Annotated in this window: 20 protein-coding genes; 10 read left to right on the forward strand and 10 right to left on the reverse strand. The window is 71.3% G+C overall.

Annotated features, from left to right (window positions below; genetic code table 11):
- On the reverse strand, positions 1 to 2878 hold a 2878-nt coding region (addA, locus tag GXW76_RS19550; RefSeq protein ID WP_211863781.1), incomplete at its 3' end, for a double-strand break repair helicase AddA.
- 131 nt (positions 2879 to 3009) lie between these two features.
- On the opposite strand from addA, the gene GXW76_RS19555 reads away from it, so the two are divergent.
- Positions 3010 to 4632, forward strand: coding sequence for an ABC-F family ATP-binding cassette domain-containing protein (locus GXW76_RS19555; protein WP_211863782.1), 1623 nt, complete (start codon positions 3010 to 3012; stop codon positions 4630 to 4632).
- Between the two features lie 98 nt (positions 4633 to 4730).
- Here the strand turns inward: GXW76_RS19555 and GXW76_RS19560 are convergent, their stop codons facing one another.
- Together GXW76_RS19560 and hemW are read right to left on the reverse strand one after the other, a co-directional pair.
- A complete protein-coding gene (locus tag GXW76_RS19560; protein ID WP_211863783.1) occupies positions 4731 to 5966 on the reverse strand; it encodes an argininosuccinate synthase in 1236 nt (411 codons plus the stop codon).
- A 73-nt stretch (positions 5967 to 6039) separates the two neighbouring features.
- Positions 6040 to 7191 (reverse strand): radical SAM family heme chaperone HemW, encoded by a 1152-nt coding sequence (gene hemW / locus GXW76_RS19565; RefSeq protein ID WP_338151001.1) that lies wholly within the window; start codon positions 7189 to 7191, stop codon positions 6040 to 6042.
- 45 nt (positions 7192 to 7236) lie between these two features.
- Here hemW and GXW76_RS19570 point away from each other — a divergent pair, with 45 nt between their 5' ends.
- From GXW76_RS19570 to GXW76_RS19580, 3 genes are all read left to right on the forward strand, one after another.
- A complete protein-coding gene (locus GXW76_RS19570) occupies positions 7237 to 7629 on the forward strand; it encodes an MAPEG family protein (protein WP_211863785.1) in 393 nt (130 codons plus the stop codon).
- Positions 7630 to 7639: 10 nt separating this feature from the next.
- The gene (locus GXW76_RS19575; RefSeq protein ID WP_211863786.1) at positions 7640 to 8119 is read left to right on the forward strand and encodes a YbaK/EbsC family protein; all 480 of its coding nucleotides are present in this window, start codon (positions 7640 to 7642) and stop codon (positions 8117 to 8119) included.
- 83 nt (positions 8120 to 8202) lie between these two features.
- The gene (locus tag GXW76_RS19580; RefSeq protein ID WP_211863787.1) at positions 8203 to 8583 is read left to right on the forward strand and encodes a rhodanese-like domain-containing protein; all 381 of its coding nucleotides are present in this window, start codon (positions 8203 to 8205) and stop codon (positions 8581 to 8583) included.
- A 39-nt stretch (positions 8584 to 8622) separates the two neighbouring features.
- Here GXW76_RS19580 and GXW76_RS19585 read toward each other — a convergent pair whose 3' ends face one another.
- From GXW76_RS19585 to GXW76_RS19595, 3 genes are read right to left on the reverse strand one after another with little or no spacing between them, the layout of a single operon-like run.
- Positions 8623 to 9132, reverse strand: a complete 510-nt coding sequence (locus GXW76_RS19585) for a hypothetical protein (RefSeq protein ID WP_211863788.1) — start codon at positions 9130 to 9132, stop codon at positions 8623 to 8625.
- A 53-nt stretch (positions 9133 to 9185) separates the two neighbouring features.
- Positions 9186 to 10385, reverse strand: coding sequence for a 23S rRNA (adenine(2503)-C(2))-methyltransferase RlmN (gene rlmN, locus GXW76_RS19590; RefSeq protein ID WP_211863789.1), 1200 nt, complete (start codon positions 10383 to 10385; stop codon positions 9186 to 9188).
- The gene (locus GXW76_RS19595) at positions 10364 to 10879 is read right to left on the reverse strand and encodes an invasion associated locus B family protein (RefSeq protein WP_211863790.1); all 516 of its coding nucleotides are present in this window, start codon (positions 10877 to 10879) and stop codon (positions 10364 to 10366) included. The genes rlmN and GXW76_RS19595 overlap by 22 nt, the downstream gene beginning before the upstream one ends.
- An 84-nt stretch (positions 10880 to 10963) precedes the next feature.
- On the opposite strand from GXW76_RS19595, the gene GXW76_RS19600 reads away from it, so the two are divergent.
- The 5 genes from GXW76_RS19600 to GXW76_RS19620 all read left to right on the forward strand — a co-directional run bounded on the left by GXW76_RS19600 (position 10964) and on the right by GXW76_RS19620 (position 18154).
- The gene (locus tag GXW76_RS19600; RefSeq protein ID WP_211863791.1) at positions 10964 to 12205 is read left to right on the forward strand and encodes a methyltransferase; all 1242 of its coding nucleotides are present in this window, start codon (positions 10964 to 10966) and stop codon (positions 12203 to 12205) included.
- A 66-nt stretch (positions 12206 to 12271) separates the two neighbouring features.
- Entirely contained in the window at positions 12272 to 12730 is a 459-nt protein-coding gene (locus GXW76_RS19605) for a MarR family winged helix-turn-helix transcriptional regulator (RefSeq protein ID WP_338151002.1), read from the forward strand.
- 421 nt (positions 12731 to 13151) lie between these two features.
- Positions 13152 to 14483: an MFS transporter gene (locus GXW76_RS19610; RefSeq protein ID WP_211863792.1), complete on the forward strand. Its 1332-nt coding sequence runs from the start codon at positions 13152 to 13154 to the stop codon at positions 14481 to 14483.
- A gap of 57 nt (positions 14484 to 14540) precedes the next feature.
- Positions 14541 to 15893: an MFS transporter gene (locus tag GXW76_RS19615; protein WP_211863793.1), complete on the forward strand. Its 1353-nt coding sequence runs from the start codon at positions 14541 to 14543 to the stop codon at positions 15891 to 15893.
- Positions 15894 to 16309: 416 nt separating this feature from the next.
- The gene (locus tag GXW76_RS19620; RefSeq protein WP_211863794.1) at positions 16310 to 18154 is read left to right on the forward strand and encodes a type 1 periplasmic-binding domain-containing protein; all 1845 of its coding nucleotides are present in this window, start codon (positions 16310 to 16312) and stop codon (positions 18152 to 18154) included.
- Positions 18155 to 18235: 81 nt separating this feature from the next.
- Here GXW76_RS19620 and GXW76_RS19625 read toward each other — a convergent pair whose 3' ends face one another.
- Positions 18236 to 19474, reverse strand: coding sequence for a patatin-like phospholipase family protein (locus GXW76_RS19625; protein WP_211863795.1), 1239 nt, complete (start codon positions 19472 to 19474; stop codon positions 18236 to 18238).
- 70 nt (positions 19475 to 19544) lie between these two features.
- Positions 19545 to 20393 carry a phosphatase PAP2 family protein gene (locus GXW76_RS19630; RefSeq protein ID WP_211863796.1) on the reverse strand — a complete coding sequence of 283 codons (849 nt, stop codon included), beginning with the start codon at positions 20391 to 20393 and terminating at the stop codon, positions 19545 to 19547.
- A gap of 410 nt (positions 20394 to 20803) precedes the next feature.
- Between GXW76_RS19630 and GXW76_RS19635 the strand changes: the two genes are divergently transcribed.
- On the forward strand, positions 20804 to 22291 hold the full coding sequence (locus GXW76_RS19635) for a S8 family serine peptidase (RefSeq protein WP_211863797.1): 1488 nt from the start codon (positions 20804 to 20806) through the stop codon (positions 22289 to 22291).
- A gap of 93 nt (positions 22292 to 22384) precedes the next feature.
- Here GXW76_RS19635 and GXW76_RS19640 read toward each other — a convergent pair whose 3' ends face one another.
- The gene (locus GXW76_RS19640) at positions 22385 to 24337 is read right to left on the reverse strand and encodes a TIR domain-containing protein (RefSeq protein WP_211863798.1); all 1953 of its coding nucleotides are present in this window, start codon (positions 24335 to 24337) and stop codon (positions 22385 to 22387) included.
- Positions 24338 to 24508: 171 nt separating this feature from the next.
- Positions 24509 to 25274: hypothetical protein (locus GXW76_RS19645; protein ID WP_211863799.1), on the reverse strand; the 766-nt coding region annotated here is incomplete at its 5' end.

A 25274-nucleotide genomic window follows, 5' to 3' on the forward strand; every position in this document is an offset into this window, starting at 1 on the left:
CCCAACCGGGCAGGGCCGCGGCGGCGGCAGGCGCGCGCGGCGGGTCCTCGGCCTTCGGCGGGGCGGTCTGCGGGCAGTCGAGGCGGCGGATGAGCGCGTCCTCGGGGAAGGGTTCGCGCGGGCTGTCGAAGGGGGCATCGGCCGCGTCTTCGAGGCGGGCGAAGCCCTGTTCCACCAGCCGGTACCAGCAGCCGGCCGGGACGTCCCTCTTGCCCTGCCAGCCGCAGACGATCAGGCGGTCCTCGGCGCGGGTCAGGGCGACGTAGAGCAGGCGGTGCTGTTCCATCGCCTCCTTGTCGCGGTCCTGCTGGCGTTGGCCCGCGAGCGCGGGGGCGGCGAAGCCTTCCTGCTTCGGGGCCCAGGCGGGCAGGTCGGCCTCCAGCCAGCGGAGCGCGTTGCGGTCGGGCGGGCTGCCGGTGGTGTCGGGCAGGATGACGATCGGCGCCTGGAGGCCCTTCGCGCCGTGGACGGTCATGATGCGCACGGCGTCGCCGGCGCCCTCGGCCTCGCGCTTCACCTCGGCGCCGCCGCCGCGCAGGCGGTGGACGAAGCCCTGCAAGGATGGCGGATGGGCGCGCTCGTGCTCGAGCGCCGCGTTGAGGAACTCGTCCATCGGGTCCGCGGCGTCCGGCCCGAGGCGCGCCAGCATCCGCGCCCGCCCGGCGCGCGCATCGAGCGGCCCGGGGCCACCGAGCACCGAGGCGAACAGCGCATGCGGCGTCGCGAGGTCCGCCCGCTGCAACAGCCCGGTGATCCAGTCCGCCACGCGGCCGAGGCGCGATTCCGCCCCGCGATGCGCGGCGAGCGCCATCCACAGCGAGGCCTCGCGCGGCTGCGCGAGGTCGTAGAGTTCCTCCTCCGCCAGCCCGACCAGCGGCGACTTCAGCAGCGCGGCGAGGGAGAGGTCGTCATCCGGCAGCAGCAGCACGTCGGCGAGCGCGAGCAGATCCTGCACCGCCACCTGTTCCGCCAGCACCATGCGGTCCACGCCGCCGACCGGGATGCGCAGGTCCTTCAGCGCCCGCACCAGGGATGCGACGAAGCCGCCGCGTGCGCGGGCGCGCACCAGCACCAGGATGTCGCCGGGGCGCATCTTGCGGCCGCTGGGCTGGTCCGCCTCCCGGCCCTTCTCGACGCGCGCGGGCAGGGTCTCGTGGTCCAGCATGTGGCGGATGCGCGCGGCGATCAGGGTGGCGAGACGCTGCGGCGCACCCTCCCCGTCCACCGGGGATTCGGGCGCGGCCCAGGCGGGCGGGGCCTCGGCTTCCGCGACCTGCAGCAGCGGCCAGAGCTCCACCCGGCCGGCCTGGCCCGCCCGGTCGGCATAGTGGTGCAGCGTCGCGCCGGGCTCGACCACGCCGTCGCGTGCCGCGCCATCGGCGAAGACGGCATCGACCAGCGCGAGCACCGGTGCGGTGGAGCGGAAGGACACGTCCAGCGGCACCGGGCGGAAGTCTAGCCCTGCCTGCGGGACGACCTGCGCGTAATGCGCGCGCTCGCGCGAGAAGCCTTCGGAATCCGCGCCCTGGAAGCCGTAGATCGACTGCTTCACGTCGCCGACGGCGAAGATGGTGCGGCCCTGGTCCCGCGCGCCCTCGCCGGCGAAGAACTCGCCGGTCAGCGCGCGCACGATGCCCCATTGGTCGGGGTTGGAATCCTGCGCCTCGTCGAGCAGCACGTGGTCGAGGCCGCCATCGAGCTTGAACAGCACCCAGGCGCTGCCGGGGTCTTCCAGCAGGCGCTCGGCGCCGGCGATGAGGTCGTCGTAGTCGAGCATCCCGGCGCGGTTCTTCGCGGACTCGTAGCGGCGCAGGACCGGCGTGCCGATGGAGATCAGTGCCATGGTGGCGGCCAGCACGCGCGCGGCGGCGCGGGCGTCCTCGACGCCGAGGATGCGTTCGCCCTCGGCCTGCATGGCGGCGAGGATGGCCGGGTAATCGGCGGCGATGCGCTTGTCCTTGGTGACCAGGCCCTTGGAATCGCGCACCGTGTTCTTCGCGGTGAGAAAGATGCCGCGCCAGGCGTCCCAGCGGGCGATGCGCGCGGCCTCGTCGGCGGTGAGCCAGGCGATCATCGCATCGGCATTGCGCAGGTCGGTCTTCTCGTTGCCGCTGCGGCCGAGGGCGCGGGCGGCGGCGAGCAGCGGCGCCTCGTCCAGCGTGCAGGCGGCACGCAGGATCGCGTCCTCGCCGGCAACGCCCGCGCGCAGGCCGAGGGCGCGCGCGAGTGCGCCCTCGAATCCCGGCAGGCCCTGGCGCCGGTCCACCGCGCGCAGCAGTCGCGTGCGGCTTTGCGAGAGCGTGCCGAGCACCTCCGCGAACCGATCCGGCGGCACCAGCCGCGCGAGATGCGCCAGCGCCGCGCGGTCCGGCGCGCCGGCGAGCACGGCTTCCCGCTCCCGCGCCAGCATGGCGCGCGCCTCCTGGTCCTCCACCACGGCGAATTGCGGCGCGAGGCCGGCTTCCAGCGGGAAGGCGCGCAGCAGGGACTGCGCGAAGGCGTGGATGGTGGAGATGCGCATGCCGCCCGGCTGTTCGAGCACGCGCACGAACAGCGCACGCGCGGCGCGGAGTTCGTCCCCCCCGGGAGCGCGGCCGGTCAGGCCGGCGACGGTCTGCGCCAGCGCGGCGTCCTCCGCCGTCGCCCAGCCGCCGAGGGCCTTCGCGAGCCGGGTGGACATCTCCGCCGCCGCCGCCTTGGTGAAGGTGAGGCACAGGATGCGCCCGGGCTCCACCCCCGCGAGCAACAGCCGCAGCACCCGGTCCGTCAGCAGCTTGGTCTTGCCCGAACCGGCGGAGGCCTCCACCCAGGCCGAGGCGGCGGGGTCCGAGGCGCGCGACTGGGCCTGTTCGGCACGCTGGCGGGGCGTCTGCGTCACGGGCGGGTCGCGGGCCGGGGAAGGGGCATGGCCCCCTTATAACCGCATGGCGCCATTCCGTCCCCGGGCATGCCCTCCGCCGGCCCGCGTGCCATAAGCGCGCCGCAACCGTCCCAAGTCCCCCGCACCAGATGATCCGCCTCGACAACGTCAGCAAGCAGAACGGCCGTCAGATCCTCTTCATCGAGGCCTCCGCCGCCCTCCAGAAGGGGGAGAAGATCGGCCTCGTCGGCCCCAACGGCGCCGGCAAGTCCACGCTGTTCCGCATGATCACGGGGCAGGACCAGCCGGATGAAGGGCTGATCCTGGTCGATCGCGGCGTGACCATCGGCTTCTTCAGCCAGGATGTCGGCGAGATGTCGGGCCGAAGCGCGGTGTCCGAGGTGATGGACGGCGCCGGCCCGGTCAGTGAGATCGCCGCGGAACTGCAGCAACTGGAAGCCGCGCTTTCGGACCCCGACCAGGCGGACCGGATGGAGGAAATCCTCGAACGCTTCGGCGAGGTGCAGGGCCGCTTCGAAGAACTCGGCGGCTACGCGCTGGACAGCAAGGCGCGCGAGGTCCTGGCCGGCCTCTCCTTCAGCCAGGAGATGATGGACGGCGACGTCGGCAAGCTCTCGGGCGGATGGAAGATGCGCGTGGCGCTGGCGCGCATCCTGCTGATGCGCCCGGACGTGATGCTGCTGGACGAACCCAGCAACCACCTCGACCTCGAAAGCCTGATCTGGCTGGAGCAGTTCCTCAAGGACTATGACGGCGCGCTGCTGATGACCTCGCACGACCGCGAGTTCATGAACCGCATCATCAACAAGGTCATCGAGATCGATGGTGGGTCGCTGACCACCTATTCCGGCGACTACGAGTTCTACGAGCAGCAGCGCGCGATGAACGAGCAGCAGCAGCAGGCGCAGTTCGAGCGCCAGCAGGCGATGCTCGCCAAGGAGATCAAGTTCATCGAACGCTTCAAGGCCCGTGCCTCCCACGCCGCGCAGGTGCAGAGCCGGGTGAAGAAGCTCGAGAAGATCGACCGCGTCGAGCCGCCCAAGCGCCGCCAGACCGTCTCCTTCGACTTCCTGCCGGCGCCGCGGTCGGGTGACGACGTGGTGAACCTGCGCAACGTGCACAAGCGCTACGGCGATCGCGTGATCTATGACGGGCTCAACCTGCTGGTGCGCCGGCGGGAACGCTGCTGCGTGCTGGGCGTCAACGGCGCCGGCAAGTCCACGCTGCTGAAGCTGGTCGCGGGCTCGACGCAGCCGGACGGGGGCAGCGTCACCCTCGGGGGCAGCGTGAAGATGGGCTATTTCGCGCAGCACGCGATGGAGTTGCTCGATGGCGAGCACACCATCTTCGAGGCGCTCGAACACGCCTTCCCCAAGGCCGGGCAGGGTTCGCTGCGCGCGCTCGCCGGCTGCTTCGGCTTCTCGGGCGACGAGGTGGAGAAGCGCTGCCGCGTGCTGTCAGGTGGCGAGAAGGCGCGGCTGGTGATGGCGATGATGCTCTACGACCCGCCGAACTTCCTCGTGCTGGACGAGCCGACCAACCACCTCGACATGGCGACGAAGGAGATGCTGATCGCGGCGCTGTCGCAGTACGAGGGCACGATGCTCTTCGTCTCGCACGACCGGCATTTCCTCGCCGCGCTGTCCAATCGCGTGCTTGAACTGACGCCCGAGGGCATCCACCAGTATGACGGCGGCTACACGGAATACGTGGCGCGCTCGGGCCACGAGGCGCCGGGGCTGCGGTCCTGACTCATGCGCCCGGTGCGGGCTGATGGACGGCGCCGGCCGGCACCAGGCCGGGGGCGAGTTGCGCGTGCCCGCCAACATCGCCCCCGTCCACCGGTCGATTACAGCGCGCCGCCCTTGCGGCCCGCCATGGCACCCAGCCGCAGCCGCAGCGCGTTCAGCTTGATGAAGCCCTGGGCATCGAACTGGTCGTAGGCGCCCTGGTCGTCCTCGAAGGTGACGTGCTTCATCGAGTACAGGCTGTTCGGCGACTGCCGGCCCGTCACGATGGTGTTGCCCTTGTAGAGCTTGAGCCGCACGGTGCCGGTCACGCTCTTCTGGCTCTCGTCGATCAGGGCCTGCATCATCCGGCGTTCCGGGGCGAACCAGAAGCCGTTGTAGATGATCTCCGCGTAGCGCGGCATCAGGCTGTCCTTGAGGTGCGCGGCCTCGCGGTCCAGCGTGATCGATTCCATCGCGCGGTGGGCGACATACAGGATCGTGCCGCCCGGCGTCTCGTAGCAACCGCGGGACTTCATGCCGACGAAGCGGTTCTCGACGAGGTCGAGCCGGCCGATGCCGTTCTCCTTGCCGAGCGCGTTCAGGCGCGTCAGCAGGGTCGCGGGGGACAGGCGCTCGCCATTGATGCCGACCGCGTCGCCGCGCTCGAACTCGATGGTGATCTCGGTGACCTTGTCCGGCGCATCGACGGGCGAGATCGTGCGCTGCCACACCATCTCATCCGGCGCGTCCCAGGGTTCCTCGAGGATCTTGCCCTCGGAACTGCTGTGCAGAAGGTTCGCGTCCACAGAGAACGGCGCCTCGCCGCGCTTGTCCTTGGCAATGGGGATCTGGTGCGCCTCGGCGAACTCGATCAGCCTGGTGCGGCTGGTCAGGTCCCATTCGCGCCAGGGGGCGATGATCTTGATGTCCGGCTTCAGCGCGTAATAGGACAGCTCGAAGCGCACCTGGTCGTTGCCCTTGCCCGTCGCACCATGGGCGACGGCGTCGGCACCGACCGCCTCGGCGATCTCGATCTGGCGCTGGGAGATCAGCGGCCGGGCGATGGAGGTGCCGAGCAGGTACATCCCCTCGTACAGCGCATTGGCGCGGAACATCGGGAAGACGAAGTCCTTCACGAAGGTCTCGCGCAGGTCGTCCATGTAGATGTTCTCGGGCTTGATGCCGAGCAGCAGCGCCTTGTCGCGCGCCGGGCCGAGTTCCTCCCCCTGGCCGAGGTCGGCGGTGAAGGTCACCACCTCGCAACGGTAGGTGGTCTGCAGCCACTTCAGGATCACGCTGGTGTCGAGCCCGCCGGAATAGGCGAGCACGACCTTCTTCACGTCCTTCACGCGCATCGGGCGCTCCCAGATCACTAGAACCGGGGCGGTATGGCGCCGGGCGCGGGGCGAGGCAAGGTGCGGGCGCGGCCTACCGCAGCAGGACGGGCAGGAGGGCGTCCAGCCGGACGATCCCTTCGGCCGTCGCCCGCAGCCGCCCGCCGGCCCATTCCAGGTAGCCTTCGTCCAGCAGGGCCGTGAGCATGGCAGGGTCCACCGCCTGTTCGAAGGGCAGGCCGGAGCGGGCGGCGACGCGGGCCGGGTCGATGCCCTCCGCGAGGCGCAGGCCCATCAGCAGGGCCTCCCGTGCCCGGTCGGCGGGGGCGAGGTCCTCCTCCTCGACCGCCGCGGTGCCGTCGCGTTCGACGCGGGCGGCCCATTCCTCGGGGGCGCGGTGGCGGCGGGTGGCGAGCATCCGCCCGTCCAGCAGCAGCCGCTGATGCGCGCCGGCGCCGATGCCGAGGTAGTCGCCGTACCGCCAGTAGGCGAGGTTGTGCCGGCTTTCGGCGCCCGGTTTGGCATAGTTGCTGACCTCATAGGCCTGCAGGCCGAAGCGGGCGGCTTCCTCGGCGGTGGCGAAGTAGAGCCGGGCGGCGTCGTCGCCCTCCGGCAGGGCGAAGGCGCCGCGGGCGTGCAGGGTGGCGAACTGCGTCCCGGGCTCAATGGTGAGCTGGTAGAGGGAGAGGTGATCGGCGGCCAGCGCCAGGGCGCGGCGGAGTTCGGCCCGCCATGCGGCTTCCTCCTGCCCCGGCCGGGCGTAGATCAGGTCGAAGGACAGGCGCGGGAAGATCGCCCGCGCCGCCTCCAGCGCCGCGATCGCCTGGGCCGTGTCGTGGCGGCGGCCGAGGAAGCGCAGCGCCTCTTCCTCCAGCGACTGCACGCCGAGGCTGGCGCGGTTCACCCCGGCCTCCCGGAAGGCCGCCAGCCGGCCGATCTCCACGCTGGTCGGGTTCGCTTCCAGGGTGATCTCGATGTCCGGGGTGGGCTCGAACAGGGACCGGGCTTCGTCGATCAGCGCCGCGACCGTCTCCGGCGCCATCAGGGAAGGCGTGCCGCCGCCGAAGAAGATGCTGGCGAGTGGCCGGCGTCCGACGCGCGCCGCCTCATGCGCCAGTTCCCGGCGCAGGGCGTCGCGGAAGCGGGCCTGGTCCACGCGGTCCCGGACATGGGAGTTGAAGTCGCAATACGGGCACTTGGCGGCGCAGAAGGGCCAGTGGATGTAGAGGGCGAGGGGTTCGGTCACGCCGCGCATATGGCCCGCCGGGCCCCGCCTGTCGAAGGGGGTGTCATGCCGAAGGTGACTGCGCTGTACGCAGGGCTGCTGGTCGCCCTGTTCCTTGCCCTGACCTTCCGCGTGTTCGCGGCGCGCTATCGGGCGCAAGTGGCGCTCGGCACCGGCGGCGACCGGCGCCTGCTGCGCGCCGTGCGGGTGCACGCCAATTTCGCGGAGAACGTGCCGCTCTTCCTCGCCGCGCTGCTGGCGGCGGAACTGGCCGGCGCGCCGGGGCCGACGCTGCACGCGGCGGGGGGCCTCATGCTGCTCGCCCGCGCGCTGCACGCCGCCGGCATGTCGCGGGAGCCCGACATCCGCCCGCTGCGCGCGGCCGGGGCGCTGGGGACCGTGCTGGCCCTGACGCTGGCCGCGGCGCTCGCCCTCGGCGCCGGGCTCGGCCTGTGGTAGCGGCGGGGGCATGAGCGGTTCGTCCTCCTCCGTCGATCGGGTCCGCGCGGCGCTGGCTGCGGCGGGCCATCCCGACACCATCCAGTCCTTCCCCGAAGGCACCCGCAGCGCGGCGGACGCCGCGGCCGCGGTGGGCTGCGACGTCGCGCAGATCGCCAAATCCATCGTCTTCCGGGCCGGGACGCGGGCAGTGCTGGTCATCGCCTCCGGCGCCAACCGGGTGGACATGGGCAAGGTCGCGGCGGCCATCGGCCAGCCGGTGAAGCGCGCGGACGGTACCTGGGTGCGGGACACCACCGGCTTCGCCATCGGCGGGGTCTCGCCGCTCGGGCACGTCGCGCCGCCGATCCTGCTGTTGGATCGGGACCTGATGGCGCTCGATCCGATCTGGGCGGCGGCGGGCTCGCCGATGCACGTCTTCCGAACCTCGCCGGCAGACCTGCGACGCATGACCGGCGCGACGGTGGCCGAGGTGAAGGAAGTCGGCTGACGCCCCGCGCGGGCCTTGCCACCTCCTGCTTCTCGGCGGATCGTAATCTTTCAGCGCACGATCACGACATCGAGAGGAAGACCATGACCCTTACTGTCCAGCAGATGCTCGCCGCCGCCGAGGCCGTGGTGCCGCGGATCTCGCCCGACGAGGCCAAGGGCCTGGTGGGCCGCCCCGACATTGTGTTCCTCGACGTGCGGGAACCGAACGAGGTCGCGGCCTCCGGCAAGGTGCCCGGCGCGCTGACCATCCCGCGCGGGCTGGTGGAGTTCCGTGCCGATCCTGCCTCCGCCCTGCACGACGCGAATTTCGACCGGGCAAAGACGATCGTCGCCTATTGCGCCTCGGGCGGGCGTTCGGCCTTGGTGCTCAAGACGCTGCACGACATGGGGTATGCGAACGTGCGGAACCTGGGCGGGTTCAAGGGCTGGGTGGACGCTGGAGGTGAGGTCGAGAAGGCGTAGGTCCCGCGCGCGGGCTTAAGCCTGCCGGTCTGCCGCGGCTTAGGGCACGCGATCCTGTGCCGTCGAAACCAAGTGGAGATGGCCTTGCCTCCGCTCGATAGCGAGCCGCTGTGAGCGGACACATTCGCGCCCGGCTTCCGGAAACCCGAAGACGTAGCTGGTCGGAAACGAGACGGGCTGAAAGCCATCGGGCGAGAGGAAGACGACGATCACCTCGTCGCTGTGCGGAATTGTTGCGAGCCAGGAAGCACTCCAGGCGGCATCCTTTGGGCGAAGCGCACGCGGCACCACGCTGTTCGCCCCGTCGCGCCATAGCAGGCAAGCCGCAATCGTATCGCCCGAGACAAGCGGATCGAGACGGACGTATCGCTCAGGGTGCGCCTGCCGCACGAGGCTCGATACCGCCTCGCGGAACCGCGGCTCATCAATCAGATCAGCGCGAAGAGGCCGATCCGCGCCCAGCCAAAGAAGACCGGCTCCGATAAGCCCCCCCATTCCGCCAAGCAGTAACGCGGTGCGCCGTCGCATGTTCCCCGCAAATTCGGTCAAGTGGTCGCCCGGCTAAGCGCCTTACCCAGTTTGCGCGGTGCACCTGCCAGGTCTCAAGCCGCAGGCCGCTTACGTCGTTCGCTCTCGGTCTTGAGCTGCCCGCAGGCGGCCAGGATGTCCCGCCCGCGCGGCCGGCGGATCGGGCTGGCGTAGCCGGCGTCGTTCACGATCTGCGCGAAGCGCTGGATCGCCTCGCTGGTGCTCGTCTTGTACGGGCTGCCCGGCCAGGGGTTGAACGGGATCAGGTTCACCTTGGCCGGGATGCCGCGGATCAGGCGGACCAGTTCCCGCGCCTCGGCCTCGCTGTCGTTCACGCCGCGCAGCATGACGTATTCGAAGGTGATGCGCCGGGCGTTGGAGGCACCGGGATAGCGGCGGCAGGCCGCGATCAGGTCCTCGATGGGGTACTTGCGGTTGAGCGGCACGATCTCGTCGCGCAGTTCGTTCGTCACCGCGTGCAGGGACACCGCCAGCCCGACGCCGAGTTCCGCCCCGCAGCGGTCCATCATCGGCACGACGCCGGAGGTGGACAGCGTGATGCGCCGGCGCGAGAGGCCGATGCCCTCGTGGTCCATCACGATCTTCAGGGCCTTGGCGACGTTTTCGTAATTGTAGAGTGGCTCCCCCATGCCCATGACGACGATGTTGGACAGGTGCCGCGCCGTGCCGTCCTTGGGGGATGGCCACTCGCCATAGGAATCGCGCGCCGCCATGAACTGGCCGACGATCTCGGCCGCGCCCAGGTTGCGCACCAGCTTCTGCGTGCCCGTGTGGCAGAACTTGCAGGACAGGGTGCAGCCCACCTGGGTCGAGATGCAGACCGCACCGCGGTCCTCGTCCGCCGAGGGGATGTAGACCGTCTCGACGCGCTGCTGGTCGCGGAAGCCGAAGACCCATTTGCGCGTGCCATCGGCGCTGTCCTGCTGGGTCGCCACGTCCGGTCGGCCGACGACGAAGCGCTCGGCCAACTTCACCTGCATCGGCTTCGCGATGGTCGTCATCTTCGCGAAGTCGGTTTCGCCCTGGTGGTAGATCCAGTGCCAGATCTGCTTGGCGCGGAACGGCTTTTCCCCGATCGCGGCCATTGCCTCGGCCAATTCCTCGCGCGAGAGCCCGACCAGGTCGCGCCGCCCGTCGGGCAGCACGGCAGGTGGCGGGGCGAAGATCGCCGCCTTGGCGAGGATCCTTTCGCGTTCCGCCGCGTTCAGCCCGTCGGTGGCGACGGTCGCGCTCATCGCCGGGCTGCCGGGCATTCCTGGCTGATGGCGTCGTAGGCCGCCGAGAAGCCGGAGAGGCTGAAGGTGTCGGTCGCCGTGCCGCGGCCGCCGGCACGCGGCCCGCGCGCCACCGCATTGGCGCCGCCCCGGAAGGCCTGCACCGCCGCGCGCCCATCCCGCGCGAAGGCCGAATTGTTCGCGGTGTAGAAGGCCAGCTGGTTGTTGCCCACCGCCACCGTCACCGCGGCGTTGCGCGGATAGGCGTAGCCCGCCGAGAGCGCCACCTGGTCGCGGCTCGACGCCCGGTGGGTCACGGTCAGGATCACCCCCTCACGCTGCGGGTCGGTGCGGGAGGCCCGGGTGAAGGCGTAGCAGACCTTCTGCCCGTTCTCGGTGTGCACGGCCGCCGTCCAGTCGGAGAAATCCCCGAGCTTTCGGGGCCCCGCGGGCTGCGCGCCACCGCGCTGCTGCGCGAGCGCCGGGACGGTGACCAGGGCGGCGAGGGCGGTGAGGAGGAGGACACGACGCATGCCACCCTATCTACGAAGCCGGGCCCGCCGGGGCAACCACGCCGCCGTCTGGCCCCACGCCGCGTCCCGGCGTAACAGGCGCCCATGCCAGACGCCGCCGACGCCGCCCTTGCCGCGCAGTACGAAGCCTACCCCTACCCGCAGCGCGATCCGAGGGAGGAGGCGAAGCGCCTCGTCGTCGGCAGCCCGAGCCACCTGCGGGAGATCGACCACTGGGTCTTCGGCGCCCGCCGGCCGGCCGCGACCCCGCTGCGCGCCCTGGTGGCCGGCGGCGGGTCGGGCGATGCGACCGTCATGCTCGCCCAGCAGATGGCCTCGGCGGGGCGGGAAGGCAGCGTCACCTGGCTCGACCGTTCCGCCGCCGCGCGGCGCATCGCCGGGGCCCGGGTGGCCGCCAGAGCTCTCGGAAACGTGATCTTCCAGGAAGGCTCGCTGCTCGACCTGCCCGGCGGAGGGCTCGGGCCTTTCGACTACATCGACTGCTGCGGCGTGCTGCACCACCTGCCGGATCCACTGGCCGGGCTGCGGGCGCTGGTCTCGGTGCTCGCCCCGGGGGGCGGGGTCGGACTGATGGTCTATGCCCCGCACGGGCGGACCGGGGTCTACATGGTGCAGGACGCGCTGCGGCTGCTCGCGCCCGCGGACCAGCCGCCAGCCCAGCGGGTGGACATCGCCAAGCGCTTCTGGCGCCAGATCCCGGAAACCGCCTGGCTGCGCCGCAACCCCTGGATCACCGACCACGTGAAGGGCGGGGATGCCGGGATCTACGACCTGCTGCTCAACCCTCGCGATGTCGCCTTCACCGTGCCGGCCCTCGCCGCCCTGGTGGAGGCCGCCGGGCTCGAGATCCGCTGTCTGGTCGAACCCTTCCGCTACGACCCCGACGGTTTCCTGACCGACCCGCGGCTGCGCGAACGCACCGCCGGGCTGGACCCGATCCAGCGTGCCGCCCTCGCCGAGGCGGCGGCGGGCAACATGGGCATCCACATCGCCTACTGCGTCCGCAAGGGAGAGGCCCCGCCGCCGGCGCCCTGGGACGATCCCACCCGCGTGCCGGTCCTGCGCGAGCTGGACGGGGCGAAGCTGGCCGCCTCCATACCGCCCGACGGCGTGCTGCGCGTGGCCTTCGACGGGCTCACCGTGCCCGTGGCGCTGCCGCGCCTGGCCGGCGCCATCCTCGCGCGCGTCGATGGGCAGCGCCCGATCGGGGAGATCGGCGACGACCTCGCGGCCAAGGGCGTCTCGCGCGAGGCCTTCGCCCGCGACTTCGCGGCGCTGGCCCGCGCGATGGAGCGGGTCAACCGGATGCTCCTGGCGGCGCCGTAGGCGGCGCGCGCCGCTGGAGCCGCCGGTTGAATTGCAATTGAAATCAATCTGATCCAGGCTTTCGACGTGCCGACCTCCGCCGCCTCTCCGCGATCCCGCTTCGGAATCGAATTCGTGCTGCTCGCCCGTCGCTGGCGCCGCGCGCTGGACAGGCGCCTCGTCGCGGTGGGGCTGACGGATGCGACCTGGGCACCGCTCGTCCATCTTTCCGAATCCGGTGACGGCGTCAGCCAGAAGGACCTCGCCGCGCTGGTCGGCATCGAGGGGTCGAGCCTCGTCCGCCTGATCGACATCCTGGTGGCGCAGGGGCTGGTCGAACGCCGCACGGATGAGCGTGATCGCCGCACCAGGCTGATCTTCCTGACCAAGGCCGGACGCGCAGCGGTGACGAGGATCCGGCGCGAATTGTCGCGTGGCGAGGCGGAGATGCTGCAGGACGTGACGGATGCCGAGATCGTCGCGATGCTCGGCGCCTTCGGCCGGATCGACCGGTGCCTGCGCCGTCTCCAGGAGGAGAGCGAGTGACGGCCGGCGCGCCCGCGCGGCAGCGCCGCGCCGGTCGCGCACCGGTTGGGCGCTGCCTCACGCCGTAGCCAGCCACGGAGGGGCGTGCGGCGCGCGTCGCGGGTGCATACCGGCCCTGACGGCGGCGCATCTCGGCGCCGCGTGATGGCGGGCGCGCCCTGCCGCCCAACCCGTCCCGCTTGCCGGGATGCCGGATGATTCCTGCGATGCCGTCAGGTGGCCGCCATTCCGCGCGGACGGGGCCGCACCTGCACGTAGCCAGCAGCATTTGAATAATTTGAATTGCAATCGAATGAATTGATCGCTAGCACCCGTTCCCGCAACCAATCCCGGATCGCCGGCCTGCCATCGAGGTGACGCGTCGCGGCGCGGCGCCGAAGCGTGCGCTCGCAAACCGCGATCGGCAAAGAACGGAACCGCCATGGACCACAATGTCGGCAGCGTGGAGACGCTGCATGTCCCCTTCCAGGCCAGCGCGCCCGACAGGCGGACCCGCCTGAAATCCATTATCGGCGGTTCGGCGGGCAACCTCGTGGAGTGGTACGACTGGTACGTCTACTCCGCCTTCACGCTCTACTTCGCGCCGATCTTCTTCCCCTCGGGCAACCAGACGGCCGAGCTGTTGAGCGCCGCCGCCGTCTTCGCCGTCGGCTTCCTGATGCGCCCGATCGGCGCGTGGTTCATGGGCATCTATGCCGACCGCCACGGCCGCAAATCCGGCCTCACGCTCTCGGTGACGCTGATGTGCCTCGGTTCCCTGCTGATCGCGGTGACGCCGGGCCACGCGCAGATCGGCATCCTCGCGCCTGCGATCCTGGTCTTCGCGCGCCTGCTGCAGGGCATCAGCGTCGGCGGGGAATACGGCGCCAGCGCCACCTACCTCAGTGAGATGGCGGGCCGGCAGCGGCGCGGCTTCTTCTCGAGCTTCCAGTACGTGACGCTGATCTCGGGCCAGCTGCTGGCGCTCGCGGTGCTGCTGGTCCTGCAGAGGGTCCTGACGCCCGAGCAACTGCACGCCTGGGGCTGGCGCATTCCCTTCGCCATCGGCGGCGTGCTCGCGGTTGTCGTGTTCTACATCCGTCGCGGCCTCGCCGAGACGCAGTCCTTCCGCAACGCGAAGGCGGACGGCAAGCCGAAGTCCAGCGGCTGGGCGCTGTTCACCCACTATCCGAGGGAAGCCCTGATGGTGATCGGGCTGACCGCCGGCGGCACGCTCGCCTTCTACACCTACACCACCTACATGCAGAAGTTCCTGGTCAACACGTCCGGCTTCAGCAAGGAGACGGCGACCGAGATCACCACGCTCGCCCTGTTCGTCTTCATGCTCTGCCAGCCGGTCGCGGGCGCGCTGTCGGACCGCATCGGCCGCAAGCCGGTCATGATCGGCTTCGGCGTGCTCGGCGTGCTCCTGACCTATCCCATCTTCTCGACGCTCGCGGCCACAAGCAGCGCCTATGCGGCGTTCGGCCTGGTCATGGCGGGCCTGCTGATCGTCACCGGATACACGTCCATCAACGCAGTGGTGAAGGCGGAACTCTTTCCGGCGCATATCCGTGCGCTCGGCGTCGCCCTGCCCTATGCGCTCGCGAACACGATATTCGGTGGCACGGCCGAATGGGTGGCGCTGAAGTTCAAGCAGCTCGGCTACGAGAGCTGGTTCTTCTGGTACGTGACGATCATGATCGGCGTCTCCCTGGTCGTGTACGTGCGCATGCGCGACACCAGGAACCACAGCCACATCCACGAGGACTGACGCCGCGCCGGGCGGGAGCGCCCCCGCGCGCCCGCCCCCGGTGAAGGAAGGATCTTCATGTCGACGACAACCGCCACCACCCGCCCCATCCCGGCGCCGGCCAACTCGCGCTCCCGCGTGATCTTCGCGAGCCTCATCGGCACGACGGTCGAGTTCTACGACTTCTACGTCTATGCGACGGCCGCGGTGCTGGTCTTCCCGTACCTCTTCTTCCCCGCCGGCAACGAGACCACCGCGCTGCTGTCCTCCTTCGCCATCTTCGGAGCGGCGATGGTGGCGCGGCCGCTCGGCGCGATCTTCTTCGGCCATCTCGGCGACCGGCAGGGCCGCAAGGCCACCCTCGTCGGCGCGCTGCTGACCATGGGCATCGCGACGTTCCTGATCGGGCTGCTGCCGACCTATGCGATGGCCGGCTGGCTGGCGCCGGCGCTGCTGGTGGTGCTGCGCCTCGCGCAGGGCTTCGCCCTCGGCGGCGAATGGAGCGGCGCCGCGCTGGTGGCGACCGAGAACGCGCCACCGGGCAAGCGCGCCATCTTCGGCACCTTCCCCCAGCTCGGGGCGCCGATCGGCTTCATCATCGCCAATGGCCTGTTCCTCCTCATCGCCGCGCTGCTGCCTTCGAGCGATCCGTCGCGGCCCTCCGCCGCCTTCCTCGAATGGGGCTGGCGGATTCCCTTCCTCTTCTCCGCCGTCATGGTGGTGGTCGGGCTGTGGGTGCGGCTGAACCTGGTGGAGAGCGCGGCCTTCGAGAAGACGGTGAAGCACGGGCGCGTCACCAGGCTGCCGCTGGCCACGGTGTTCCGCACGCATGGCAGGCAACTGGTGCTCGGCACTTTCTACATGCTCGCGACCTACGTGCTCTTCTACCTGATGACGACCTTCTCGCTGAGCTACGGGCGCGCGGCGACCGACGGGGCGGTGCCGGGCCTCGGCTACGACTACACGACCTTCGTGCTGATGATGATCGTCGGCGTGGTGTTCTTCGGCATCTTCACCATGCTGTCCGGCCCCTGGGCCGACCGCTGGGGGCGCCGGCGCACGCTGATCTGGATCACGCTCGCCATCGCCGCCTTCGGCCTGGTGTGGGCGCCGATGCTCTCAGCCGGCTTCGTCGGCGTGATGGCATGGCTGATCCTGGGCTTCGCGCTGATGGGCATGACCTTCGGCCCGATGGGCGCGTTGCTGCCCGAACTCTTCCCGGCGAACATCCGCTACACGGGGTCCGGCATCTCCTACAACGTGTCGTCCATCCTGGGTGCGGCGGTGGCGCCCTTCATCGCGGTGGCGCTGTGGCGCGCCGGCGCGGGCAGCCCCTTCTGGGTTGGCATCTACCTGAGCGTCATGGCGGTCCTGACGCTGGTGGCCCTGTTGCTCGGGACCGAGACGAAGGATGTCGATATGGAGGCGTGACGCGCGTGACGGCCGCCGGGGCATGGCCTTGCCCCGGACGGGCGGCGGTGGCCGCGCGCCTTGCCCGCCGGGGCGCCGATGAGGAGAGCCCAGGCTCCGCATCAGGCACGCATTCGGCCCGGTGCCGGCGAGCGCCGGGCCGCGCGGCCGCCCCTATCCTCCTTGCCCTGCACGCACGGGCCGCCCCATCAGGCCTGCGCGCCGGCCAGGCTCCGCAATGATGCCGGGCGTCTGTGGCGTCTCCCCGACCGGGGCGGTGGTCGGGACTGGGCGGCCCGCCGGGCCGCGTCCCCGGGCGGACGCTCGTCGCGGTCCGCACCAACCGCGCATCTTGTTGCGAGGACAGGACAAAATCGGCATGGTCCTATCCGCGTCGCCTGCCGATCCACGATCCCGCGACACGCAGAAGGGTACCGATGTCGGCCGCCTCACCGATCTCGCCCTCCCGCGCCCCGCTTGCCTGGCGCCTCGGCGTCACGGGCCACAGAGACCTCGCTGGGGCGCAACTCCCCGCCTTGCGGGCCGCGGTGGCCGAGGTCCTGGCGATCGTGCGCGGCACGCTCGACGAGGTCGCGGCTGACGACACCGTCGCCGCGGTCCATGAAACAGGCGCGGGCATCGCAAGGGTCCGGCTGATTTCACCGCTCGCCGACGGAGCCGACCGGCTCGTCGCCGAGGAGGCCCTGCGCCAGGGTTGCGAACTCGACGTCGTCCTGCCCTTCGCTCAGGACGCATACGAGCAGACCTTCGGACCCGGGGCCGTGAACGCCTTCCGTGCGCTGCGCCAGGAAGCCCGGGCCGCCGGCGGCGGCGAGCGCGTTCTCGTCCTCGACGGCGCGGGCGGATCGCATCGTCGCCAGAGCTACCGCGCGGTCGGCCGCTTCATCGTGCGCAACTGCGACCTCCTCATCGCGATCTGGGACGGCGAGCCGGCGGCCGGCCGCGGCGGCACCGGCGACGTGGTGCACGCCGCCATCGCCGCCGGATTGCCGGTGTGGTGCATCGATCCGGCCCGGCCGGAAACCCCGCGATTGATCGATTCCCGCGCGGAAGCCGGGATGCCGCCACAGCTCGCCCTGGCGCGGAACATCCGCCAGGCGATCTGCCCGGTGGAGACGGGCGGGACACACGCGCACGGCTTCCTCGCCGCGCTGGCGCGCCGCTTCGACCGCAGCTTCGGGCTCACGCGGACGCCGCTCGAGGATTATCTCGGGGAAACCGCGCCGGGCCCGCCCCTGTTCCGGCGCGCCTATGCCGACTTCATGAGGATCGTCGCCCCGCCCCTGCCGGAGGACGAGCCTGCCATGCCCCCGCCCCAGGGCGCGGTGGAGCAATGGTGGGAGGCGCAGCACCAGACCGCCGCGACCTTCTCGAAGCTCTACGGCGACCGCTACCGCTCCTCCTACGTGCTGGTGTTCATCCTTGCTGCGCTGGCGCTCGTGGCGGCGGCGCTCGCCTTCGTCGTGCCGCGGGGGATGCATGTCGCGGTCACGGTCGTGGAACTGGCTGCGCTCTCGGCCATCGCGCTGCTGGTCGGGGCGAACCACCTCTATCAGTGGCATGACCGCTGGATCAGCTACCGGCTGCTGGCCGAACTCTGTCGGAAGCAGCGCGTCCTCGCGCCGATCGGCTGGACGCTGCCGGTCCGCGACGTGGCGCGCATTCTCTCCGCCGGCCATGGGGAGGATGCCCCGGGCCACGCGGCGCCGCCGCGGGATGCCTGGGTCGCCTGGTACTTCGCGGCGCTCCGACGCGGCTGCCCGATGCCGGGCGGTTGCCTGGCCGGGCCTGCGCTGGAGCGCGCGCGCCGCATCGGGCGGGGCATGTTCGAGGACCAGGGCGCCTATCACCGCCAGCGGCAGCACCGTTGCGAGGCCGCCAGCCGCAGGCTGGCGCATTGGGGAGATATCTTCTTCCTGCTCGCGATGCTCGGCGTTGTCTTGCGGATCGTCCTCGAACTGCTCCACGCACCGGGCTCGGTCGTGACCGTCATCTCCGTGGCCTGCTTCGCCTCCCCGGCGGCGTCGGCGGCGCTGCTCGGCATCCGGGCCTATGCCGAATTCGAGTTGCTGGCGCGCCAGTCGGCGCGGATGCGGCAGGTGATGGCCGACGCGCTGGCCGAACTGGATGCCCTGCCCTTGGACGGGCCCCTGGCCTCGAACGCGCTGGGCGGCGCACTGGTGAGCGTCACGGCCGCGATGCTGCTGGACATCGACGGCTGGGCGCAGTTGTTTCACGTCAAGGCGGTGGAGGCCGGGTGAGCACCGGTCCGGGCGCTCGCCCAATCCTGGCGGGCAAGGATGCGCGCCGTGGCCGGTGCGGCGCCCGAGGCGCGCGAAGGTTCATCCTTCGTGTGCCCGATGCCGGTCCGTGAACCGCAGGTGCTCCGGGATCACCTCGCGCGCGGCGGCGGCAACCGCCAGCGCGTGAAGTCGCGGCATGTGCGTGGGTGTGTCGAAGGTCCGGAACTGCTGCGCCTCGGCCTGGGAGATCGTGCCGTCCCGCGCCATGGCATCGAAATCGAGGTCGTAGCGAAGCAGGGTGAACAGGGGTGCATCGGAGATGCCGCCGCCTTCCATCCGTCCGACCTCACTGTCGATCTCGGCCGGCATGGGCGAACGGCCGAGTGCCTGGAGCATGCGCAGCGTCAGCATCTCCCCGTCGGTCACCGTGCTGCGCAGGGCGAAGATCGCCTGCAACAGCGGCAGGCGCAGCGGCGCGTGCTTCATCCAGGCGGCCGGCGTCGCGGCGAAGCGCGGGGTCTCCGCTTCCCGCAGGCGGAAGCGGCCGGTGCCGATCGAGACCAGCATGAGCCCGTCGGGCCCCGCCGGCCAGCGGAGGCCGAAGACCGGCAGGCGCGCCAGTTCGAGCAGCCTGAGCGACGGATTGTTGTACGGGCTGACCCCGCCGTCGACGAAGCGCCCGCGCTGCGCCGTCCCGTCGAGGCGGGAGCCGAGTTCGAATTCGGCCGGTTCGAAGAACATCGGCGCGGCGGCCGAGGCGCGCACCAGGTTGCGCAGGGCGATGCGGTGATTGCCGTTGGCCTGGCCGTGTCGGTCGATGTAGTGCGGCGCGCCTGGCAGGTTGCTGACGACCCAGACGCTGCCGGTGTCGACGCGCTTGGTGACGATGGCAAGGCCGGTGCGCAGCGCGGCGTCGCCCAGCAGGATGTCGGGCGCGTCCTCGGGCGTGCCGGGCGGTTGGAGGGAAGCGCGCAGCAGGCGTTCCAGCGGTTCGGCGCGGTAGCGGTTGGCCAGCAGCCAGCGCTGCCAGCGCGGCCGGAAGACCTGGTCGGCGAAGCGCAGGTACATCGCCTTGATGTCGTCCACGCGCCAGCCGAGAGCGAGGCCGGCGGCGATGATGGCGCCGGTGGAAGTGCCGCCGATCAGGTCGAAGTGGTCGGCCAGGCATTCGTCCCGGCGATCGCCGCAGAGAGCGTGCTCGATCCCGGCGAGGAAGGCGAGGGAGACGACGCCCCGCGTGCCGCCGCCGTCGAGGGAGAGGATGCGCTTGGGGCCGGGACGGGCGAGGCGGGCGGCGAGGGCCGCATTTGGCCGATCACCGGCCTCATGCAATGGCATCACGCCAGTCCCGGCCCGTCAGCGCGACGCGTTGCGGCCGCCGCGTCGCCTGCCGAACCCGGGGCGGCGGTCAGGTGCGCGGTTCCCATTCCAGCTTCGCCGCGGTCACCAGGTCCTGCATCTTCGGGCAGTTCGGCAGGATCTTGTCGGCGATATGCGTTGCGAGCGCCTTGCCGGCGGCGGTGTCGGATGGGTAGTGGACGCCCAGGACCTCGCGGTTCCGGCCGATGCGCTGGGCCATCAGGTACAGCGCGCCTCCCGCTTCCCCCGCCGACGGCACGATGGCGGTCGGCATGACGTCCTTCAGCACGCGCGCGAGGAGATAGGCCTGGGTGGCGTGCCCGCTCGGGTAGGACGCGTGCCCGGGCGGGTCGATCGGCGGCATGAGTTCCGGTGCGATGCGCGAGGGCCGTGCGCGGTCGTGCTCGGCCTTCCAGTACATGGCGGCGAAGCTCGCGACGCGCAGCGCGGCGACGCAAAGGTGGATGGTGGCCGGATGGCTGCGGCGATCGAAGCTCAGGATCCCCGAGAAGTACTGGAGGATGGAGTCCTTCTGCGCCATGGCCTCCGCCATGACACTGGGGCGGTAGGGGATGAGGTCGATCAGCTCCTGGAATTCGCTCTGGGGCGCAGGGCCGACTGGCTTGGGCGCCATGCCTGTCGGCCGGTTCTTCCATTCGGGATCGCCGTTGATATCCTTCACCGACACGGCCTCGGCCAGGATGACGCTTGCCCAGTATTCGGGCGCCCAGGCCCGTTGCGGAAAATAGGTGCCCTTTGGAGCCCCGGGGCCGGGTGGCATGAAATTGGTGGCCTGCGGCATGGGCGTCCAGGTGACGGCGGGATGGACGGGCGGCCATTTGTTGCCCGGCCACCAACTCGCGCCCGGGACCGTCTCGACGTCCGGACTTGGCGACACGCCGATCGCCCGTCCCGATTGGCCGCCGATCCGGACGCTGATGCCGGAGGCTTCGGACGCTTCCGAGGCCTCCGAGGCTTCCGAAGCCTCGGCGGGAAGCACAGGGGTTGGGGATGGTGACATGGGCCAGTCCTCCCTTGCTGCGGTGCGGTTGCTCATGGCCGGCAGCTGGCGGCAGGGGCCCGGCCGGCGCCCCGGAAGCCCTTCACGCCCGCGGTCCTGATGTCCGGGGGCTGCCGGAAGGCAAGACCTTACCGTTCCCGCTCCATAATGATAATCATAGGCAGGCAGAGGGCTGCTAGGGATAAGAGTCCTGCAAGGACGCCCGCCCTCGTCGCGCGTGACCATCGAGCGGCCTCCTTCGCCCCCATTGCCCGGGGGCGAAGGAGCGTTGAGGGAGGGTGCCAGCGATGCCGAACCCATCTTCGGACGGCCACGACCCGCGCGAATGGATCCGGCACAGCCTCAGCTGGCGGCCCGGGCTCACGGTGGATCCGGCATTGGATCCGGCCCGCTCTGCGCAGTTGGTGGCGGCGAAGCAGGCCCTCCTCGCCCTGCCGGCCGTGCGGGACGCCGTGCTGCCGGGCAAGGACTTCAGGCTGGCGCTGCGCGACCTCCCCGACGCGCCGACGATGCCCGACAGCGCGGTGGAGGTGCGCAATCTCGGCCTGCTCAGCGTCGATGAGATCGAGGACATCGAGGCCGCGATCCAGCAGGTCAACGCGCTGCTTCCCGAAATCGGGGCTGCGCTCGGCCCCAGCCTGCGGCTTGTGCCGGCCGATGTGTGGTGTCCGGGCGAGGCGCCCTACCCCTACCTCGGCACCAGCGGCCTCGCCCTGGCGCAGATCGGGGCGCCCGCGGCGCATGCCGCGGGCGGCAAGGGGCGGGGCGTCGTGGTCGTCATCGTGGATCAGGGCATCAACGAGGCCGTGCTCAGGAAGCGCTGCGGCACGGTGAATTTCGGCGGCGGCTGGGCCGTCAGGGAGCCGCGGCCCGGCGGGTCGCTGACGTCCCCGGACAAGTGGATCGAGCCCGGCACATGGCCTGACGGCCACGGGACGAGGATGGCGGAAGCCGTGCTCGCGGTGGCGCCGGAGGCGACCATCCTCGACCTGCCGCTGCTGCCGACCAAAATCGCGGAACTCCGCGCATACCTCGACTGGGCGGCTTGGATCTACTGGTCGATGATCTGGACGATCCCCTGGGCAAAGCAGCAGCCGGGGACGACCTTCAAAGGGCCCTGGGTGTTCTGCAACGCCTGGTCCGTTTACGACCTGAGGCGCGACTATCCCGGCAGCTCGCCCTGGAACTATGGCAGCAATCCCCTGAATCCCCTCAACCTCGGCGTCGCCGAACTGCCGTACCTGCAGCTCGCCGACATCGTCTTCGCGGCCGGCAATGGCGGCCAGTTTTGCCCCGATGCGCGCTGTGGCCCCGACCAGATCGGGCCGGGGCACAGCATCTACGGCGTCGCCGCGCTCCGCCGGGTCCTCACGGTCGGCGCCGTGCGGGGAGACGAAATCGGGCTCGGCTATTCCGCCCAGGGACCGGCGCCGCGGCTCTTCTGGTCGGCCAAGCCCGACCTCGTCGCGCCGAGCCAGTTCACCGCGCCCCGGGACGCGACGCGCGGCTATGGCGGCACCTCGGCCGCATGCGCGCTCGCCGCGGGGGGCTTTGCCGCGCTGCGGAGCCTGCTGCCGGTCCCCGGGCCATCGCCGGCCAAGTTGCTCAGGCGCGCAATAACGACGGCACGTCCGCTGCTGGACGTCCCGCCGTCACCGACGCGGGTCGGGGCGGGCATGCTCGACCTGAAGCGTTTCCTCGGCCCCGGCCCGATGACCTGGACAGGGGAGGGCGAGGAGGAACCGCCCGAGCCGACGGAGGAGCCCATCGCCTGACCGGTGGGTGCGGCCGTTCTCCCTTCGGCGGGCCGCACGCTGCCGTACCGCTGAGTTGCGCGTGTGGCGGCCGCAGGCAGCAGGCCGCGATGGCTACTCCGGAAACCCGACCGCCCGGTAGGCGCGGATGATCCGTTCCGCATAGGCCTTGTCGGGGTTCTGCGCCTGGACGCGCGCGGCGAAGACGCGATAGGCGCCGGGACTCATGCGGCGCAGTTCCTCGGCGGCTTCCCGTGCCTCCTCCATCCGCCCGAGCAGGGCGAGGCTCGCCACGACGACCCGGCGCGGCGCCCCGAAATGCGGGGAGGCGCGGATCGCCGACTGGCCGAAGGCGATCGCCTCCTCGAGCCGTCCGGCCATCTGGTGCGCGAAGGCGATGCCCATGAGGAAGGATCCCATCCAGGGATCGAGCGGGCTGAGGCGCATCGCGTGCTCGAAATGCCGGATGGCGGGCTCCGGCCGGCAGCCGTACAGATGCACGAACCCGGCGCTGCCCTCGACGAGAGCGCAGTTCGGGCAGAGCGCGAGCGCCCGCTCGATCGCCGCGAGCGCCTCGTCGTGTCCATAGGCGAGATAGGCGATGGCGAGCGCGCCCTGGGCGAGCACGGTCGGCTCGTCCGGCGTCGCGGCGATCCCCTCGCGGGCGAGGCGGATGGCTTCCTCCCGCTCCCCCGGTCTTGCCCAGCCCTCCGCCTCGCGCCGCACCTGGCAGGCGGCGAAGAGCGACTTGGCGAGCGCGAATTGCGGGCAGAGCGCGAGGGCCCGGCGCAGCAGTTCCTGCGCTTCGGTGGTGCCCGCTTCGCTCATCGCGTGGTACGCGGGCAGGGCGCGGAGATAGAGGTCGTAGGCGTCGAGGCTGCTGGGCGGCTTGCGTCGCGCGCGCTCGATCTCGGCTTTCCGCAGGCTCGGATCGAGCAGGCCGACCACCGCCTCGGTGATGCGGTCCTGCAGGTCGAAGATGGCGTCGAGGTCGCCGTCGAAGCGGTCGGCCCAGAGGTGGTGGCCGGTCTCGGCCTCGATGAGCTGGCCCGAGATGCGCACGCGGCCGCCGGATTTCCGCACGCTGCCCTGCAGGATGTAGCGCACGCCGAGCTCCCGGCCGACCTGGCGCGCGTCAACGGCGCGGCCCTTGTAGGTGAAGGCGGAGTTGCGCGCGATGACGAAGAACCACCGCATGCGCGCGAGCTCGGTCGTCAGTTCCTCCGTCATGCCGTCGGCGAAGTAGTCCTGCTCGATGCCGTCGCTGAGGTTGGCGAAGGGCAGGACAACAAGGGATGGCCGGTCGGGCAGGGCGGGGAAGCCCGCTGCCGTCAGGCCCTGCCCGGTTTCCCTGGCCCGCCGCGCCGTTGCTGCCGCGCCGGGACCCTCGCCGTTCGCCGCGCCGATGGAGGAGGGTCGGAACCCTGGAATTCGCTGCACGACGGTGCGCGCGAGGATGCGGGCATTGTGCCACCGCCCGCGCGCGATCGGCTCCGGGGATGCCCCACCGACGGCCGTGGCTGCCGGCGCCGGGTCGGACAGCACCGGGTGGCCAGGTTCCCGGCCTGCCGTCACCGCCGATGCGGACCCGGTCGCGGCCGCAGGCGCCCCGCACGCGCTGTTGTCTCGCCAGGCCGCCTCGAGGGAGTCCAGCTCCGCCTCGCACGGTACGGGATCGCGGCCCACCAGCCGGGCGACCTCCTGGACCAGCCGCCGGAGCGGACGACCGCGGGGCGAACCGTCCCAGTTTGTCAGGTCCACCGCCTGGAGCGACACGAAGCCGAGCGGCAGTTCCACCCGCTCCAGCCGCACGGGGATGATGGTGCGCAGCCGCTTGGCGAGCGTCGCCTCCTCGCGCACCCAGTCGCTCTCGACGGAAAGCCTGCACCAGAGCACCACGACGGCGCGCGCCGCGCGGAGTTCGCGCTCGATCGGGCGCGAGAATTCCTCGCCCGCGACCAGGGCAGGGTCGAACCACACGCTGTAGCCGTGCAGCGTGAGGATGCGCGCGATGCACTCCGCCGTGGCGCGCCTGCCGGATTTGTAGCTGATGAACACGTCGGCCATGCGCAAACCGGATCCGGAATCATAGCCTGCTGGCCACGAGGTTATCGTCACGTGCGGCCGCGAAGCGAGGCCGAAGCGCGGCGGCGGGGCGAGGGAGCCGAAGTTCAACCTGGCCGCGCAGCCGGCCTTCGGCCGGGCCTTGTCCGCGGCCTGCCGCCGGCAGCCTGGCCGTCAACCGCGGGCCGAACCGCTTCGCGCCACGGGTGATGAGGCAGGTCCTGTCCACGATGGAGATGGCGCCGGGGACAGGGATGCCAGCGCCGCCCCGGCGCCGGCGAGCAACGGCGCCGCCAGGTCGTCCAGCGGCCCGGCGGCGAGCGGCCCGCCTGGCGTGTCGCGGTCGTGGATGGCGAAGGTGTTGCCCTTCCGCGTGATCAACAGGCGCTGCCCACCCCGGTCGAGCGCCAACGCCATTCCCTCGTCGACCGCCAGCGCAGGCAGTCGCGTATCCGCCGGCAGCGCCGTCATCCAGCCCGCCGCCAGCGCCAGCGCCGGGCCGGGGGGCGCGGGGTCGCGGGCGGCATCGCGCATCGCCCCGGCGCCCATCAGGCAAGGGCTGCCCGGCAGGTCCGGCCAGCCGAGCAGCAGATGCGCCATCTCGTGCACCCATGCCCCGAGCCGCGCCCCGGCCGGCAGCGCGGCGTAGCGGCGCACCCATCGCCCGGGCGCCAGCGCCACGCCGCCATCGGGGAGGCGCCAGGCATGCGGCGCGACCGGCGCGGCGACCACCAGCACCATCGCCTCGGGGCAGTCCGGCGCCACTCCCGACGCCTTCAGCGCGGCATGGGCGAGCGCCACCGCGTTGCGCGGACCGGGGCCCATGCCGCCATGGGCGCACCAGCGGGCGGGATCCTCGGGGAGCATCACCGGCGGCAGGACCACGGCGCGCGGCCGCCAGCGCCCGCCGCTGGCGCGAAGCCACCAGGTCTCGGCGGGG

It is taken from the genome of Neoroseomonas soli, assembly GCF_018129065.1.
Classification (GTDB): domain Bacteria; phylum Pseudomonadota; class Alphaproteobacteria; order Acetobacterales; family Acetobacteraceae; genus Neoroseomonas; species Neoroseomonas soli.

Bases quoted from the DNA above. Each gene is read 5' to 3' on its own strand.
- GXW76_RS19555 (WP_211863782.1), top strand. From the start codon at position 3,010: ATGATCCGCCTCGACAACGTCAGCAAGCAGAACGGCCGTCAGATCCTC.
- GXW76_RS19635 (WP_211863797.1), top strand. From the start codon at position 20,804: ATGCCGAACCCATCTTCGGACGGCCACGACCCGCGCGAATGGATCCGG.
- GXW76_RS19640 (WP_211863798.1), bottom strand. From the start codon at position 24,337: ATGGCCGACGTGTTCATCAGCTACAAATCCGGCAGGCGCGCCACGGCG.
- GXW76_RS19600 (WP_211863791.1), top strand. From the start codon at position 10,964: ATGCCAGACGCCGCCGACGCCGCCCTTGCCGCGCAGTACGAAGCCTAC.
- GXW76_RS19570 (WP_211863785.1), top strand. From the start codon at position 7,237: ATGCCGAAGGTGACTGCGCTGTACGCAGGGCTGCTGGTCGCCCTGTTC.
- GXW76_RS19620 (WP_211863794.1), top strand. From the start codon at position 16,310: ATGTCGGCCGCCTCACCGATCTCGCCCTCCCGCGCCCCGCTTGCCTGG.
- GXW76_RS19560 (WP_211863783.1), bottom strand. From the start codon at position 5,966: ATGCGCGTGAAGGACGTGAAGAAGGTCGTGCTCGCCTATTCCGGCGGG.
- GXW76_RS19595 (WP_211863790.1), bottom strand. From the start codon at position 10,879: ATGCGTCGTGTCCTCCTCCTCACCGCCCTCGCCGCCCTGGTCACCGTC.
- GXW76_RS19615 (WP_211863793.1), top strand. From the start codon at position 14,541: ATGTCGACGACAACCGCCACCACCCGCCCCATCCCGGCGCCGGCCAAC.
- GXW76_RS19580 (WP_211863787.1), top strand. From the start codon at position 8,203: ATGACCCTTACTGTCCAGCAGATGCTCGCCGCCGCCGAGGCCGTGGTG.
- GXW76_RS19610 (WP_211863792.1), top strand. From the start codon at position 13,152: ATGGACCACAATGTCGGCAGCGTGGAGACGCTGCATGTCCCCTTCCAG.
- rlmN (WP_211863789.1), bottom strand. From the start codon at position 10,385: ATGCCCGGCAGCCCGGCGATGAGCGCGACCGTCGCCACCGACGGGCTG.
- GXW76_RS19625 (WP_211863795.1), bottom strand. From the start codon at position 19,474: ATGCCATTGCATGAGGCCGGTGATCGGCCAAATGCGGCCCTCGCCGCC.
- GXW76_RS19575 (WP_211863786.1), top strand. From the start codon at position 7,640: ATGAGCGGTTCGTCCTCCTCCGTCGATCGGGTCCGCGCGGCGCTGGCT.